The organism is Enterococcus sp. S183_ASV_20 (assembly GCF_018919685.1).
GTDB classification, from domain to species: domain Bacteria; phylum Bacillota; class Bacilli; order Lactobacillales; family Enterococcaceae; genus Enterococcus; species Enterococcus faecalis.
The window spans coordinates 1-15406 of record NZ_JAHLRI010000053.1; the positions used below are offsets into that span (position 1 = coordinate 1).

Sequence of the window (15406 nt, forward strand, 5' to 3'; positions counted from 1 at the left end):
AAAATAAAGTGTGGGAAATGACCGACGAAACGCGCAATCAGATATGGGCAGAAGCCGTTAAGTTGTGGCAAGCAGGAGAACCTTTGTATTTAACAGACGAACAAGAAAAACTAGCGCTAGAAGCCCAAGAAATGCACACGGAAACCTCTAGCATGGAAGGCGAAATCCTTGAATATTTGGAAATCCCAATAACGGAAGATTGGTACAAACGAAGTAAGCAAGAAAGACGAGAGTATATTCAGGGGTGGGGGACGGATATTCAGGAAGAAGGCGAGATTGTTAGAAACAAAATATGTATTGCGGAGGTTTGGAATGAATTGTACAACGGTGATTCTAAAAACATACATCCTGCAAAAGCGGCAGAAATTCGTCAAGTTTTAAGCCTTTTATCTGGTTGGGAGAAAAACAGCAAAGGTAATAAAGGACGTTTAAGATTTGGCCCTGGGTATGGAGTACAAGTAGCCTATTTACGTGTTACACCTTAAAACAAAAAGGTAGTAATGACGCGGGGTTAGGTGTAACACCTAAAAAAGCTACGAGTGTTACACCTAAAATATTTACTGTAACACCTGTAACACCTTATTTCCCGTTGGTGTTACAGGGAGTGTTACGCTATTACACCTTGGGAGAGTAAGAATGAAGAACAATCGTAACACCTGTAACACTATTTTCTATTCATATATAGAAATAATTAATATACATATACGCACTATATATGTATATATGTACATGGGAAATATATATAAGTTGAAGAATTTTTGTGTTACATGTGACACGGTATTTTTAAACGGAGGTTGAAGAAAACAGAAATGATGGAACATATCAACCAATATCTTATCGGATGGGAGGCCGAAGTAATGCAAATTGAAAACGACATTGAAAAGTATCTGGTTAGGCAGGTAAAACGCACAGGAGCTTTATGTTATAAATTCACTTCCCCAGGAACTAGGGGTGTTCCTGACAGGATTATTTTATATCAAGGCAACGTGTTTTTCGTTGAATTAAAGAGGCCTGGAGGTAAATCAAGAAAAGACCAGTTAAAAATTATAGAGAAATTCAAAGAGCAGCTTATCCCAGTGTTTGTCATTGACAGCAAGCAAGGAGTGGATACGTTAATCTACGCAATGCAAAGCGGTATAGCAAGAGTTATGCCTGATATGTCCCATAAAAAGGAGTGATTGAGTTTGAAAGCAACGTTACATCCCTATCAGGAATACTCTAAGAATTTTATTCTTGATCATCCTTACTGTGCTTTGCTGTTAGATATGGGACTAGGGAAAACCTTATCCAGTTTGACAGCTATTGACGAGTTGTTACACACGTTTGAAATTATTCAGAATGTGTTAGTGATTGCCCCATTATCAGTTGCCGAGAAAACTTGGACCGATGAAATTGAAAAATGGGACCATCTACAGCACCTCACTTTTTCAAAAGTGTTAGGAAACCCAAAACAACGCGAAGAAGCTTTATTCAAAAAGGCAGATGTCTATTTAATCAATCGTGAAAATGTGGAGTGGTTAGTCAATTATTATCAGCGAAACTGGCCCTTTAAAACTGTGATTATTGATGAATTATCCAGTTTTAAGTCAAGTAGTGCCAAACGATTTAAAGCATTACGAAAAGTACGCCCGAAGATGGAACGTGTTATCGGGCTAACAGGCACACCTTCCCCAAACAGCTTGATGGATTTGTGGGCGCAAATGTACTTATTAGACCAAGGCGAACGGCTAGGAAAAACCATCACCCAATACCGCAATAAATATTTTGTTCCCGCACAAAAAAACGGGCATATCGTGTATTCTTGGCAATTAATCCCAGGAGCAGAAGAAGCGATTTACAACAAAATAAGCGATATATGCGTGAGTATGAAAGCAAAAGATTATTTGCGACTCCCACCGAGAACGGAAAATATTATCGAGCTAGACTTGAACCCGACAAGCTGGAAACAGTACAAAGAGCTAGAACGGGAATACGTGTTAGAACTCGAAGGAACAGACGTTGTAGCTAGTAATGCGGCTACACTATCAAACAAGCTTTTACAGCTGTCTAACGGCGCTGTATACGACGAAAACGGTGACGGAAGGGAAATACACCAAGAAAAGTTAAATGCGCTAGAACGCGTTATAGAGGACGCACAAGGGCAATCAGTTTTAGTCTTTTATCAATACCAACATGACTTAGAAAGAATCCAAGCACGATTTAAACAAGCAAAGGCTTTAAATGTGTCTGACGGGGATATTGAGAAATGGAATGAGGGAAAAATTCCGTTACTTTTAGCTCATCCGCAATCAGCAGGCCACGGCCTAAATTTACAAAAAGGCGGGCACATTATCGTATGGTTTGGGCTTACGTGGTCTTTGGAGTTTTATCAACAAGCCAATGCCAGGTTAGACCGCCAAGGACAAACACAGCCTGTTATTATTCATCACTTAGTGACGAAAGGAACTATCGACGAACAAGTAATCAAAGCTTTACAAGCGAAAGAACAAGGCCAATCAGCGCTAATGGCTGCAGTGAAAGCCAAAATTGAGGAGTATAGGGGGGATAAACTTGGATAAATTAATATCTTTCTGGTTATGTTTAGGTTTAGCTATGATGATATACAAAGTGTCGGAGTGGATTATTTCGATATTAGCTAGGATACCGTATGATGTTAGATTTATATTGCTATCCGCATTATTAACTCTAATTCTGTATAAAAATGTACAAGTTACGGTTAATAGTGAAAGCGATGAACAAGAAGGTAGGTGAAAGTACATTGTACGAATGGTTAGTCAGCTATCAAAAATTAGAACAAGAAATCTATTACTTAGACTGGGAGCTAGAAACGTATAAAAAAGAGTTAGAAAGATGGTGTGACCCAGAGGATTTAGGAAGATACACACTAACAAAAGATTCCAAAGCTTCTAAGTTGGAAGATATTATCGAAGACTTAGAAAAACGTTTAGCGTGGAAAATGAACTCAATTTACGATTTACGAAAGCTAGTTTATAGTTTCAAAGGACTAGATCAACACATTTTAAGAATGAAATATTTTGAAGGTCTGACACTGAAAGAAATCGCAAAAGAATTGAACCATGGGTATGATTATATCAGAAAAAGACATGCCTCTATTATCAATGAATCAAAAAGAGGGCACAAAAAAGGCACAACATCTCTTGATAAATCGTGATATACTGATATCAGTAAAATTATGCAGAAAAGGCATCTTCCGTTTTTGGAAGGTGTCTATTTTTTATACAGAAAGAAGGTGAGGTCATGGCGAAGTACACAGAGTGGCTAACCGATGAAGGGTTAATCAAAATCGAAGGATGGGCACGAGATGGCCTCATCGATAAGCAGATAGCTGAAAACATTGGTGTAGCTTATTCAACTTTTAGAGAATGGGTAAAAAAATTTCCGGCACTTTCGGCAGCCTTAAAAAAAGGCAAAGAAGTTGTCGATCGCCAAGTGGAGAATGCATTGTTTAAGAGTGCGGTGGGTTACGAATATACCGAAGTTACAAAAGAGCGAATGGCTGATAACGGCCAAAAGAAACGACATAACGGTGAATCGGCTTTGACAGAAGAAGAGTGGGAAACAGCACTTGCTTATTTTAATTACAGTTGTGCGTATTGTGGTGATTCAGATGAAATAACCAAAGATCATCTTGACCCATTAAAAAAAGGAGGAGAGTTGACTTTTTCAAATGTAGTTCCTGCATGTCGTTCTTGCAACTCAAGTAAAAAGGACCATCAGTGGTTATCGTGGTATCAGAATCAGAATTTTTATGATAAATACAAAGCAAATAAAATCACTGACTATATATCGTTTGTGTTAAGTTTACCGAAAAAAGAAGATAGAACAGAGCTAGTTGTCACAAAAAAGGTTAAAAAACAAGTAGCTCCTAATCCAACTGCAGCTATTTTCTGGTTGAAAAATAGAAAGCCGGACGAATGGCGAGATCGAAAAGAAACTGAAGTTTCAGGCATGCTTAATATCTCCGATGCAGCTGTCGAAATCGAGCAATTTTTCGAGGATGATTCTACATGAGCCCTAAAAAGCGAAAATATTTGAACTTAATCAAAACGAACCCGGTGATTTTCGGAAATTTAGTTGGGTTTACCGACTTAGCAGAATTGCACAATGATTGGTTAAAGTCTTTTTTGTTCGAGAAAGACGATCAAACGCTATTAGCTCATCGTGGCTCATTTAAAACAACCACATTGGCGATTGCTATTGCATTGTTGATGGTTCTTTTTCCCAACAAAAATATTATCTTCTTACGTAAGACCGATACGGACGTCGTAGAGATTATTTTACAAGTGGCTAAGGTTTTATCTAGCAAATACTTTAAAACGCTTGTATTTGCATTATATGGCGTTGAATTAGTGCTTTTGAAAGAAACCACAACAGAGATAGATACCAACTTAAAAACATCTACCCGGGGAACATCTCAATTACTTGGTATGGGGATTTATGCTTCATTAACAGGTAAACACGCGGATATCGTTATCACTGATGATATTGTTAACATTAAAGACCGAGTAAGTCGTGCTGAACGAGAGAAAACAAAGCTGCAGTATCAAGAATTGCAGAACGTGAAGAACCGAGGCGGCAGATTTATTAATACGGGGACGCCTTGGCATAAAGAAGACGCCATCTCCAAAATGCCTAACGTCAAGAAATTCGATTGTTACGAAACAGGATTAATTGACAAAGAACAACGTAAAGCGTTACAGCAGTCTATGACACCGTCACTCTTTGCAGCGAACTACGAGTTAAAACACATCGCTGATAGTGAATCGCTATTTACTGCACCGACCTATATCGATAACACTAACCTTATTTATAACGGTGTAGCACACATCGACGCGGCATACGGAGGTGGTGATAGCACAGCATTTACCATTTTTAAAGAGCAAAAGGACGGAACCATTATCGGGTTTGGCAAGAAATGGCAGAAACACGTTGATGATTGCCTACCTGAAATATTGCAACTACATCAATACTACCAAGCTGGAACATTTTACACTGAAACGAACGGCGATAAAGGTTATTTAGCTAAACACCTAATCGAACGAAGTCAATACGTGCAAAAGTATCACGAAAAAACAAATAAGTTTATCAAGATATCTTCTTATTTGCGGAAGTATTGGAGCCGAATAATTTGGCTTGAAGACACAGACAAAGAATATATAGCCGAGATACTAGACTATACAGAGAACGCAGAGCACGACGACGCACCAGACAGTGCAGCTAGTCTGCTTAGAGAAATTAAGAATACAAATAAATGGCTATACTAGAAAGGAGGCTGTAAATGGAAGCTCTACTTAGTGAAGACGTGAAGATTATCGCCAGTGCTTTAAAGGCGGCGATTGACAAAGATCGAAAATCTACCTCAAAAAGAGAGGCAGAGACAGGTATTCGGTACTATAACCATGAGAATGATATCATGAACAATCGTATCTTTTACGTGGACGATGAGGGGATACTACGAGAAGACAAATACGCTTCAAACGTACGAATCCCGCACGGCTTTTTCCCAGAAATTGTTGACCAAAAAACTCAATACCTTTTATCTAATCCTGTTGAATACGAAACAGAAAACGAAGAACTTAAAGAGTATTTAGCAGAGTATTACAATTCTGAATTTCAAGTAGTGCTACAAGAGCTTGTGGAAGGTTCAAGCCAAAAAGGTTTTGAGTATGTTTATGCAAGAACCAATGCAGAAGATCGATTGTGTTTTCAAGTGGCTGATAGTTTAAACGTGTTTGGTGTATACAACGAATACAATGAATTACAACGTATTTGCCGTCATTATATCACTGAAATCGAGAAAGACGGTGAGACAGTCGATATCCATCACGCGGAAGTGTGGACTGATCAGAACGTTTATTTTTTCGTAGCTGAGGATAACAAAGATTATGAATTAGATGAAGCTGAACCAATTAATCCAAGGCCACATGTTTTAGCAGTTGATAGCGAGAATGAAAGCTTATTGCAACGAAGCTACGGACAAATACCTTTTTATCGGTTATCAAATAATAAACAGGAAACGACGGATTTAAAGCCTATTAAGGCACTGATAGATGATTACGACTTAATGAATTGTTTTTTATCAAACAATTTACAAGATTTTGCGGAAGCCATTTACGTTGTATCGGGTTTCCAAGGTGATGATCTTTCAAAATTAAGACAAAATGTTAAATCTAAAAAGGTTGTTGGTACTGGTTCAGATGGGGGCTTAGACGTTAAAACAGTAACGATTCCAACCGAAGGGCGTAAAACCAAAATGGAGATTGACAAAGAAAATATCTATAAGTTTGGAATGGCCTTTGATTCAACTCAAGTAGGCGACGGGAATATCACCAACATAGTGATAAAAGCACGTTATACACTATTAAACATGAAAGCCAACAAGACTGAAGCTAGACTACGAGCTTTACTAGAATGGATGAATAAGCTTGTTATTGATGACATTAATCGTCGTTATACTAAAGCATTTGACCCAACAGAAGTTTCATTTACGTTTACTAGAGAAGTAATGGTGAATGAAACAGATATTGTTAACAATGAGAAAACCGAAGCAGAGACAAGAAAAATTATCCTTGAATCTATCTTGCAAGTAGCACCTCGGCTTGACGACGACAACGTTTTGCGTCTTATCTGCGAACAGTTTGACCTTGATTGGGAAGACGTGAAAGAAGCCTTGGAAGAAGCAGAATATACTAAAGGTTTATCGGATAATACCGACGAAGAAGAAACGGCGGTGAACCCAGATGATCCAACTCAACAAATGGCAGAAGGAGCTACAGGCTCTACAGAAAGCCAATTACCAGGAAACGGATAATCAGCTATTTAATGTTTATCGTCAATCATTAATCGACATCAAAAAGCGGTTAAAAGTTTATACAGAAAATGCAGAAAGTCTTTCTTTTTCCACCCGTTTGGAAGTAGAGAGACTTTTTAGTGTTGCTGATGAAATTAATGCCATTCTTCAGTTAAACTCACCGAAAGTTGAAAAAACTATCAAAGGCTATTCTGCAAAACAAGCTGAACAGGGATATTATGGACTGTGGTATACGCTAGAGCAGTCACAGAATATAGCACTAAGTATGCCGTTAATTAACCATGATTATATTATGAATCTCGTCAATGCACCTGTAGCGGGTAAGAGGCTCTCAAAGCGTTTATACAAGTACCGTGATGAATTAGCCCAAAATGTGACTAACAATATCATAACGGGCTTATTCGAGGGTAAAAGTTATGCTGAAATAGCTAGATGGATTAATGAGGAAACAGAAGCTAGCTACAAACAAGCATTACGTATTGCAAGAACAGAAGCAGGACGTACTCAGTCTGTCACTACCCAAAAAGGATATGAAGAAGCAAAAGAGCTAGGCATCAATATTAAAAAGAAATGGCTTGCCACGATCGATAAACATACACGCCGAACCCACCAAGAGTTAGACGGTAAAGAGGTTGATGTAGACGAAGAGTTCACCATTAGAGGGCATTCGGCAAAAGGTCCGCGGATGTTTGGGGTAGCATCAGAAGATGTGAATTGCCGATGTACAACAATTGAAGTTGTCGACGGTATCAGCCCTGAACTTAGAAAAGATAATGAATCTAAAGAGATGTCGGAGTTTAAAAGCTACGACGATTGGTTTAAGGGTCGTATTAGGGGAGAAATCACAGATGATTTAGCAGATAAAGCGATGAGCCTTAAAAAATTCATTGAGGGTGTCGATTTAGGGGATTGGGATCATCTTTCAGAAGCTGAAATGGAAGCTCTAGAAGCAGAATATGAAGAAAAATCTATGCAACTAGAAAAAATCCTTGCTGAAAACCCAGATATTTTACGATTAAAAGAAGTACCTAAAGACTTAAAAACTGCTTTAGCAGAAAACCTATTCGAAATAAAAGAGATAGATGAACTATTCTACAATACCGAAAATTATTTAAATTGGCGACAAATTATCACAGACGAGCAATACGAGGCTATTTTTAATTATGCTGCAAGTAGTGATTATATGAACTATTACCTAAGGCATCCGGAAAATATAGAAAAATTGATTACAGGATCAGGCTTAGATAAGCTCAAATTGCAGGTGATGGATTTACAAGAAATACTGGGTCGATATACGGCACAAACGGACTTTACAGTTTACCGTGGGTCTGATGTGGTATATAATTTAGATGAATTAGTTCCAGGCACAGAACGTGTTTTCGATAAAGCATTTTTAAGCAGTTCGTTAGATCGCGCGGCAGCTCAAAGCTTTGCAAAAAATGCAAGCAGTCCAGTATTTTATGAGATAGATGTAAAGAAAGGCTCGAAAGTTGGCGCCTACATCGAAGAGATCTCGAAATATGGAGAAAAGGAGAAAGAGTTCCTATTTAACGCCAGCACTAAGTTTAAAATAATATCAGTAAACAAAACGGACGAAGCACTATATTTGAAGTTGGAGGCGATAGAATGAGAGAAGAGGTTTTAAATGAGCTTGTACCGACTTTGCAAAGAGCAACCGATGAACAGTTAAAAATTATTGGTATAGGAGCTTTTGGGGGGAAATTGCCATTTGTGGATAAAGGGATTCTATCAGAATTCAAGAATACACTAGGGCTAGCAGATGATACTTATGCAGATAGATTGATATGTAAATACATCTCTAATAATGTCGAGAGTTATGACTATCAACTGGAAAACGAAGGCGCAACGTCAGACTTGCACTACAAAGTGCCAAAACGTAAAAAAATTAGCATTGATGAAATTGTACAAAAAGCGATAGACGTAAGAGAAAATAGCATCTAGCCAAAACTGGTTAGGTGCTATTTTTGGACCTAAAGGAGGCCATAAGATGGAAGATCCTTACGACCATTTAGACGCAGACTACGAAGAATTTTTGAGAAAGGAAAAACCCGTGAAGAAAAAAGTTCAAACTATTAAAGATATCCAACGTAAAAAAGAGCGAGGGCAGACGAACGAAGAGTTTTACGAATGGGTATCAAGCCAAGAGCCTGATTTTGAACAGGCCACAATTGTTGTACAGCGGCCAAATGGAGAGGTCACTACTTATTACAGTCAAAATGGAAGTTTGTCGCTGCTAGGCATGCTAGATATAGCAAAACAACAAGTATTAGATGATATGAGGAGTTAAGACTTGCTTATTGATAAGTCTTTTTATTTTGTCCAGGAGCCATGACGTTAAAAGGGCACCGCTACCGAGCAGACGGTATATTCTGACACTCTAAGCGGCAGCGACCGCTATATAAATGCTATGGAGGTAGAAAACGATGGAATGGATCAAACAAATTTTAGCAAAACATATGAAAGAAGATGGTACGTTGGATATGGAGGCTGCTAATAAAGAAATTGACAAAGAATTTCCTGTAAATGCAGTACCAAAAGACCAATATAATAATCTTTCAAGCCAGTTAGCTGAAGCAAATAAAACCTTAAAATCGCTAGAAGCTAAAACAAAGGACAATCCGGATGTTCAAAAAGAACTAGCTGATTTAAAAGAAAAGGCAGACGCGTTGGAAAAGGAAAACAAAGATTTGAAAATCAATAGCCAAGTATCTTCTGCATTACAAAGTGCAGGGGCTAAGGATATTGATTATGCTTTATTTAAATTAGGTGAGTTAGAACTTGACAAAGATGGGAATGTGAAGGACTTAGAAAGTAAAGTGAAAGACTTGAAAGCTTCCATCCCTGATTACTTTGAAAAGAAGGATACACTCGATGATAAGTCGAAAAAAAAGACTGAAAATAAAGCTGGCTATCAACCAATTGATAACAAACTGCCAAAAGGGAAGGAACCAAACGAAAAAGATCCATTTGAAGCAATCTTATCAAAATACGAGTAATTGGAGGAATTTTTTATGGCTACAAAATTTTACACGAAACAATATGCAGGCTTATTAGCCAAAATTACAGAGAAAAAATCTTATTTTTTACGTGCGTTTGGAGGGGAGTTGCAGACGTCGGATGCTGTAAAAGATAGCGACACATTTTTGATGCTAAAAACTTCAGATACACCTGTGGTAATGCAACCCTACAACACTGGTGAAAACGTAGCGTTTGGCACAGGAACTGGCAACTCTAATCGTTTTGGGCCACGTAAAGAAATTAAATCTATTGATACAACGGTTCCTTATGAATCTCCGTTAGCGATTCACGAAGGAGTGGATAATATCACAGTAAACGATGACGCTGACGCAGTAGTAGCTGAAAGATTAGAGGAACAAGCGATTGCTTGGGCTGAGTATATCGACGGTTTATTAGGTAAAGCATTATCTGATGCAGCCTCTGAAACGATTCAGTTTGAATTAACCAGTGAAGGAGTAACTAAGCTGTTCTCAACGGCGCATAAGACTTTTGTGAATAATTTAGTTTCTAAGTCTCTTGCTTGGGTTGCTTATGTTCACCCTGATGTTTATGATTTTTTAGTAGACAATGGTTTAGCAACAACAACTAAAAATTCAAGTGCTAACATTGATGAACAAACAATATATAAATTTAAAGGTTTTGTATTGGTTGAAATTCCAGAAAGCAAATTACAAACTGGGGAAATGGCTCAATTTTCCGCGGATAGCGTAGGTATTGCGGGCGTTGGTATTTCTGTAACACGTGCTATTGACTCCGAAGATTTTAACGGAGTAGCAATCCAGGGAGCTGGAAAATATGGTAAACACATCCCTGAAAAAAATAAAGTAGCTATTTTAAAAGCAGTAAAAAAAGCGTAACGCCTACTAATCCAGCAACGGGTATCACGCCTAGTCAGAAAACATGGACGGGTGCAGTAGGCGCAACTAAGACATTTACTATTGCAGCTAATCCAGTAGATGCCACAAACGCACAAGCTGTAATTTCAGCAATTACAGTGATATCTAGTAATGAGAGTGTTGCTACTATCACTAAAAATAAAAACGGTGGATTTGATGGCTCAATTATTGCAGAAGGTAAAGCGACATTTGAATTTACTTCCGGTGCGTTTACAACCTCTATTGCAGTAACAGGTACACCTGCATCTTAGGAGGTGGTTAACTTGATTATCAGCATTGAAGAAGCAAAAAAAATTGACCCATCGGTTACTCAGAGTGACTTAGACGCGTTCGAACAGACAGTTAGGCAACTAACCAATAATAATTTTCAAAACGTTCATATACGCTTTAGGGATGTTGTTTTTAAGGGTAATTCTATTGTGTTAAAAGATAACCCTCTTGGTTTACGAGTAGGTGATACGATTCAAATTAGTAATTCTATAGTAAACGATTGCCTAACAACTGTTGAAGCTATCACAGAAAAGACACTGGAAACAGATGTTGAAGAGCCTTTTTTTGAGGGCTCTTTTTCTGGTGCTTTTATTACAAAAGTAGAGTATCCAGCAGATATTAAAATGGGTATTGAAGAACTTTTACGATTTAAAAAATCGATGGGCGCAAAGTTAGGCATTAAGTCAGAATCTATCGCTAGAATGTCTATCACGTATTACGATGTGAACGCTAGTGATAATATCGAGGGCTTTCCTGCAGCAAAGTTCAGTTTTTTAAATAAATATAAAAAAATGAGGTGGGGATAATGTACTCACCTCAAACCTTTTTTCTACAAGAGGTCAAAGGCCAAAAGCCTGACGGATTAGGAGGGCTTATTGACGATTGGGGCTTGTTTAAAGAAGTTTCTGGATATATCGATTTGGTGACAGGAACAGATGAAACAACGAAACAGAACGCATTTGTAGAAGAATCTACACACATTCTTATTATTCCCGAATTTATTGAGGGGATAACAGACAATATGCGAGTGGTTGATCAAACAAATCGTTATTACGATATTACGTATTCCGATAATCCTGTTGGCATAAAACATCACAATGAAATTTATTTGAAGTTTGAAGGTGTTTTAAGTGGCGAAGAATGACTTTAAATTTATCAGCTACAAAGACAAGGTAAAAAAAGAGTTAGACGCGACGGCAGAACGGGGGATGACTAAAGTCCTCATGATTATCAAAGCTGCTGCAAAGTCTGGTGCACCAGTTGAAACAGGACAGTTGCGGGACCGGATAGACTATCAACTTAAGGCTGTTGGAGGAAAAGTGGTCGGCATTGTCGGCTCGCCAGAACAATACGCCATTTATGTTGAATTCGGAACCGGAGAATTTGCTGAAAATGGCTCAGGACGTAAAGGTGGATGGTTCTTTGAGGGACCAGATGGAGAATGGCATTTTACAAGAGGTCAGAAACCACAAAAGTTTTTAAGAAACGCGTTTCGGCAGAATAAAGAAAAAGTCATCGAAATTCTAGGGAAAGAATACGGAGCTACATTTAAAGGGGGATAAGTGATGGAAGAGTTTATACGAGAGCTGGTAAGAATCTTACAAGAGATACACCCAGAAACATTTTTAGAAACGAATCCTCGAAAAGAGGTCATCTATCCATACGCCACCTTTGATTTTGATTCCGAGCCTATTCGTAGAAATCAAGATGGTTTTTATCTGGATATTGATATTTTTGACAAAAATAATTCATTTTTAAACTTGCTTGTTCTAGAAGACAAGTTAAAAACAGCTCTTTGTTACAAAAGGGTACTAACTCCAGAACTAAATCTCATTTTTAGTTTTCAAGGATCAAATAAAATACCAACAAAAGAAGAGCTGTTAAAAAGAAGAAATGTCCGCTTTTATGTAGCGGTCGATTGGAGGAAAAAAGAATATGGCACTACCTAAAACAGGTTATACAAAAACAACCGCAGACAATTTTGTCATTGATTCTGCGACAGTATTTACCGATTTTAAATACGATAAAGAGAAAGAGGAGTTTACCGGTATTCCCATGGGGGCAACTTCTGGTGGTGTAGAAATCAAAACAGAACTTTCTTACCGTAAAGTGGAAGTAGACGGTGCTTATATTATGGACGTAGTAGGTTTGAATGTGCTTGAATCAGCCACAGCTACGATGAAAGCCAACTTGATTGAATTAACAGCAGAAAATTTACGCCGATCATTAAATGCTACGATGACAGATGCTACTACAGATGAAGCACCTGCTGGTTATAAAATTATTAAACCTAAACGCTATTTAGAAGAAGGGGACTATATCCCTAACATGGCCGTTGTGGGTATTCATAATGGAACGAAACAGCCTATCATCGTTGCGTTAGATAACGGATTGGTGAAAAGCGGACTTGAAATTAAAACAGAGGATGGCAAAGAGGTAGTAATTGAACAGGAGATCACAGCTAATGCTTCTTATGAACAGCTAATAAATGATGAATTCCCATTCCGCATTTATTACCCTGGGACTTCAAATAATCCTGTACCCGTACGTCCCGAAGTCCCTAAAAACGTGCAGGCAACTGTTGAAGAAGACGGGGCTATTTCAGTATCATGGGCAAGTGATGGGTCAACTAGTTATGTCATTCATTATAGCGGTGCTAATCAATCGGAACCTAGCCAAGCTACTATGATGGGCTACAGTGAAACAAACAACTGGAAGCTGCTAAAGGCAAATATACCTAGCTCTAAGCCGAACGATCAAATTTTTCTATATGTTCAGGGCTTTAGCGAAGTGGGACAAGGTTCAAATTATACAGAAAAAGCAGCCTATTTAAATGAACACAGCTTCGGTTCCGAGTGGAGTACGGCTGTTTCTGTGACAATCCCAGCAAAGTAAAAAAATACTAATAAAGGGCGGCTCGATAGTCGTCCTTTTTACGTGGAGGAATAATAAAATGACTTTAGAAATGCGTGAATTAAAAGGTGATGACTTATTTACATTACTAACCATTGTCGGAAAACTTGATGTAAAAGATGAGTTTATCAATTTATTTGAAAAAAATATCGAATCTGCTGAAAAGGTAGAGCTGTTTGATCATAAAACGAAAGAGCCGACAAAAGCAGAACAGAAAAAAATTGATGCAGCCAAAGAAAAAGCTGACAAAGAAGCTACTAAGCGTGGCATTGAAATGGGCGCAGCGATGTTGCAAAAAGTCATGCTTAACTTAAAAGATATTAAGAGTGATATTAATGGACTTTTAGCAGAGTTAACAGGCGCCTCCGTACAAGAAATTTCAGCTCTTGGATTAAAGGAGTATACGACTTTATTAGTCGATTTCTTTAAGAAACCAGAACTAGCTGATTTTTTCTCTTCTATCGCCAGCTTATTGAAATAAAAGACGGCGAACACCGAATTAAAGATTTGTTGTTCAAAAGGTACGGAGATCCGATATCGTTACTTCGTACCTATCGTTTGTGTGACTTAATGGAATTTATTTTTTATGTTCAAGAAGTGGAACAAGAAGAGAAAATCTACAATCAGTGGTTGCACACACAGATGACGCAGTCTTTACAAGAATTTAAAGAACAACAAAAATACAGACCTTTACGTAAAAATAAAGCGAAATCTACCACAAAAGAAGAACAACAAAAAGCATTAGATTTTGCTAGTCAATTTGTTAAACCTCGAAAAGAAGGTGAGGTGTCTTAATGGGCGAAATTTTCAAGCTTTTTGGTACAATCGGTGTCGATAATGGTGAAGCCAATAAGGCTTTGGACGAGACGGAATCTAAGGGACAGTCAACAACAAGTAAATTAGTGGGGTTCTTTAAAAAAGCAGCGCTAGCAATTGGTGCTGCTTTTGCCGTAGAAAAAATCGTTAATTTTGGGAAGCTAAGCGTAGAAGCCGCGGCAAGTGCACAAGCTTTGAATGCACAATTTACCCAGGTTTTTGGTAAGTTAGAACCGTTAGCACAAAAAATGGTAGATGGCATGGGTAAAAAAATGAATATCCTACCTAACCGTATAAAGCCGACATTTTCTCGAATTACTTCAATGTTTAAAGGTTTAGGGCTAGATACAGAAGCCGCAATGAAGAAATCAGAGCAAGCAACTACCTTAGCGGCAGATGCTGCAGCTTTCTATGATGTTTCACTGGAAGATGCTTCAAGTTCTCTTACTTCGTTTCTAAAAGGAAACTACGAAGCCGGTGAAGCGATAGGGATTTTTGCAAATGATACTCAAATGGCGCAGTTTGCTATTTCTCAGGGAGTAGTAGGTTCTACAAAAGATTGGCAAAATTTAGATGAAGCGACGAAACAAGCTACTCGTTTAGATTATGCTAGCAACATGCTTAAACAAGCCGGAGCTGTAGGACAGGCTGCTCGCGAAGCCGACGGATATGAAAACGTTATGGGTAACTTAAAACAAGCGTGGCAGGACTTTTTAGCAAAAATAGGCACCCCTATTTTAGGAACGGTTGTTTCGATTATTCAAAGCATTACGAAAGGCTTAAGTGGCTTAGGTGATAAGGTAGCTGCAGTTATACCTGACTTTGGGGGATTCCAAAAATCGGCTATGGATGCATTTAACAGCATTCAAAATTCAGGTTTTGTGATGAATCTTCAGTGGGCTTTTAAGTGGATTAGTGA

At 38.2% G+C, this 15406-nt stretch carries 18 protein-coding genes and 4 pseudogenes; all 22 read left to right on the forward strand.

Translation table 11 applies throughout. The features are described from left to right. A partial coding sequence (locus tag KQI94_RS12810) for a virulence-associated E family protein (protein WP_216454487.1) occupies positions 1-485 on the forward strand: 485 nt, incomplete at its 5' end. Between the two features lie 372 nt (positions 486-857). After that, a complete protein-coding gene (locus tag KQI94_RS12815; RefSeq protein WP_010815235.1) occupies positions 858-1178 on the forward strand; it encodes a VRR-NUC domain-containing protein in 321 nt (106 codons plus the stop codon). Continuing rightward, entirely contained in the window at positions 1179-2558 is a 1380-nt protein-coding gene (locus KQI94_RS12820; RefSeq protein WP_002418129.1) for a DEAD/DEAH box helicase, read from the forward strand. Positions 2559-2731: 173 nt separating this feature from the next. Further along, positions 2732-3172, forward strand: a complete 441-nt coding sequence (locus tag KQI94_RS12825) for a hypothetical protein (RefSeq protein ID WP_014862097.1) — start codon at positions 2732-2734, stop codon at positions 3170-3172. A gap of 86 nt (positions 3173-3258) precedes the next feature. Next, positions 3259-3510 (forward strand): annotated as a pseudogene (locus tag KQI94_RS16810) (HNH endonuclease); the annotation flags it as partial. A 3-nt stretch (positions 3511-3513) separates the two neighbouring features. Further along, a pseudogene (locus KQI94_RS16815) lies at positions 3514-3720 on the forward strand (HNH endonuclease); the annotation flags it as partial. 114 nt (positions 3721-3834) lie between these two features. Beyond that, positions 3835-4032: pseudogene (locus tag KQI94_RS16820) on the forward strand (HNH endonuclease); the annotation flags it as partial. After that, on the forward strand, positions 4029-5285 hold the full coding sequence (locus tag KQI94_RS12835; protein ID WP_002417774.1) for a hypothetical protein: 1257 nt from the start codon (positions 4029-4031) through the stop codon (positions 5283-5285). The pseudogene KQI94_RS16820 and the gene KQI94_RS12835, both read left to right, overlap by 4 nt. 14 nt (positions 5286-5299) lie before the next feature. Then, on the forward strand, positions 5300-6832 hold the full coding sequence (locus KQI94_RS12840) for a phage portal protein (protein WP_002417773.1): 1533 nt from the start codon (positions 5300-5302) through the stop codon (positions 6830-6832). Next, positions 6762-8462, forward strand: a complete 1701-nt coding sequence (locus tag KQI94_RS12845) for a phage minor head protein (protein ID WP_002417772.1) — start codon at positions 6762-6764, stop codon at positions 8460-8462. The genes KQI94_RS12840 and KQI94_RS12845 overlap by 71 nt, the downstream gene beginning before the upstream one ends. Next, on the forward strand, positions 8459-8794 hold the full coding sequence (locus tag KQI94_RS12850; protein WP_002417770.1) for a hypothetical protein: 336 nt from the start codon (positions 8459-8461) through the stop codon (positions 8792-8794). The genes KQI94_RS12845 and KQI94_RS12850 overlap by 4 nt, the downstream gene beginning before the upstream one ends. A 46-nt stretch (positions 8795-8840) precedes the next feature. Then, the gene (locus KQI94_RS12855) at positions 8841-9140 is read left to right on the forward strand and encodes a hypothetical protein (RefSeq protein WP_002417379.1); all 300 of its coding nucleotides are present in this window, start codon (positions 8841-8843) and stop codon (positions 9138-9140) included. 136 nt (positions 9141-9276) lie between these two features. Next, the gene (locus KQI94_RS12860; RefSeq protein ID WP_002417378.1) at positions 9277-9849 is read left to right on the forward strand and encodes a phage scaffolding protein; all 573 of its coding nucleotides are present in this window, start codon (positions 9277-9279) and stop codon (positions 9847-9849) included. 15 nt (positions 9850-9864) lie between these two features. Beyond that, entirely contained in the window at positions 9865-10728 is an 864-nt protein-coding gene (locus KQI94_RS12865) for a phage capsid protein (protein ID WP_010711945.1), read from the forward strand. Between the two features lie 302 nt (positions 10729-11030). Continuing rightward, a complete protein-coding gene (locus KQI94_RS12870; RefSeq protein WP_010711946.1) occupies positions 11031-11564 on the forward strand; it encodes a hypothetical protein in 534 nt (177 codons plus the stop codon). Then, the gene (locus KQI94_RS12875) at positions 11564-11902 is read left to right on the forward strand and encodes a head-tail adaptor protein (RefSeq protein WP_002392896.1); all 339 of its coding nucleotides are present in this window, start codon (positions 11564-11566) and stop codon (positions 11900-11902) included. The genes KQI94_RS12870 and KQI94_RS12875 overlap by 1 nt, the downstream gene beginning before the upstream one ends. Then, entirely contained in the window at positions 11889-12320 is a 432-nt protein-coding gene (locus KQI94_RS12880) for an HK97-gp10 family putative phage morphogenesis protein (RefSeq protein ID WP_002403769.1), read from the forward strand. The genes KQI94_RS12875 and KQI94_RS12880 overlap by 14 nt, the downstream gene beginning before the upstream one ends. A gap of 3 nt (positions 12321-12323) precedes the next feature. Continuing rightward, a complete protein-coding gene (locus KQI94_RS12885) occupies positions 12324-12707 on the forward strand; it encodes a hypothetical protein (protein ID WP_002380000.1) in 384 nt (127 codons plus the stop codon). After that, complete coding sequence (locus KQI94_RS12890) at positions 12694-13653, forward strand: fibronectin type III domain-containing protein (RefSeq protein ID WP_002417767.1); 960 nt, start codon at positions 12694-12696, stop codon at positions 13651-13653. Before KQI94_RS12885 ends, KQI94_RS12890 begins: the two co-directional genes overlap by 14 nt. 58 nt (positions 13654-13711) lie before the next feature. Beyond that, a complete protein-coding gene (locus KQI94_RS12895) occupies positions 13712-14152 on the forward strand; it encodes a hypothetical protein (protein ID WP_002380002.1) in 441 nt (146 codons plus the stop codon). An 89-nt stretch (positions 14153-14241) separates the two neighbouring features. Next, positions 14242-14466 (forward strand): hypothetical protein, encoded by a 225-nt coding sequence (locus tag KQI94_RS12900; RefSeq protein WP_002417411.1) that lies wholly within the window; start codon positions 14242-14244, stop codon positions 14464-14466. Then, positions 14466-15406 (forward strand): annotated as a pseudogene (locus tag KQI94_RS12905) (phage tail protein); the annotation flags it as partial. The gene KQI94_RS12900 and the pseudogene KQI94_RS12905, both read left to right, overlap by 1 nt.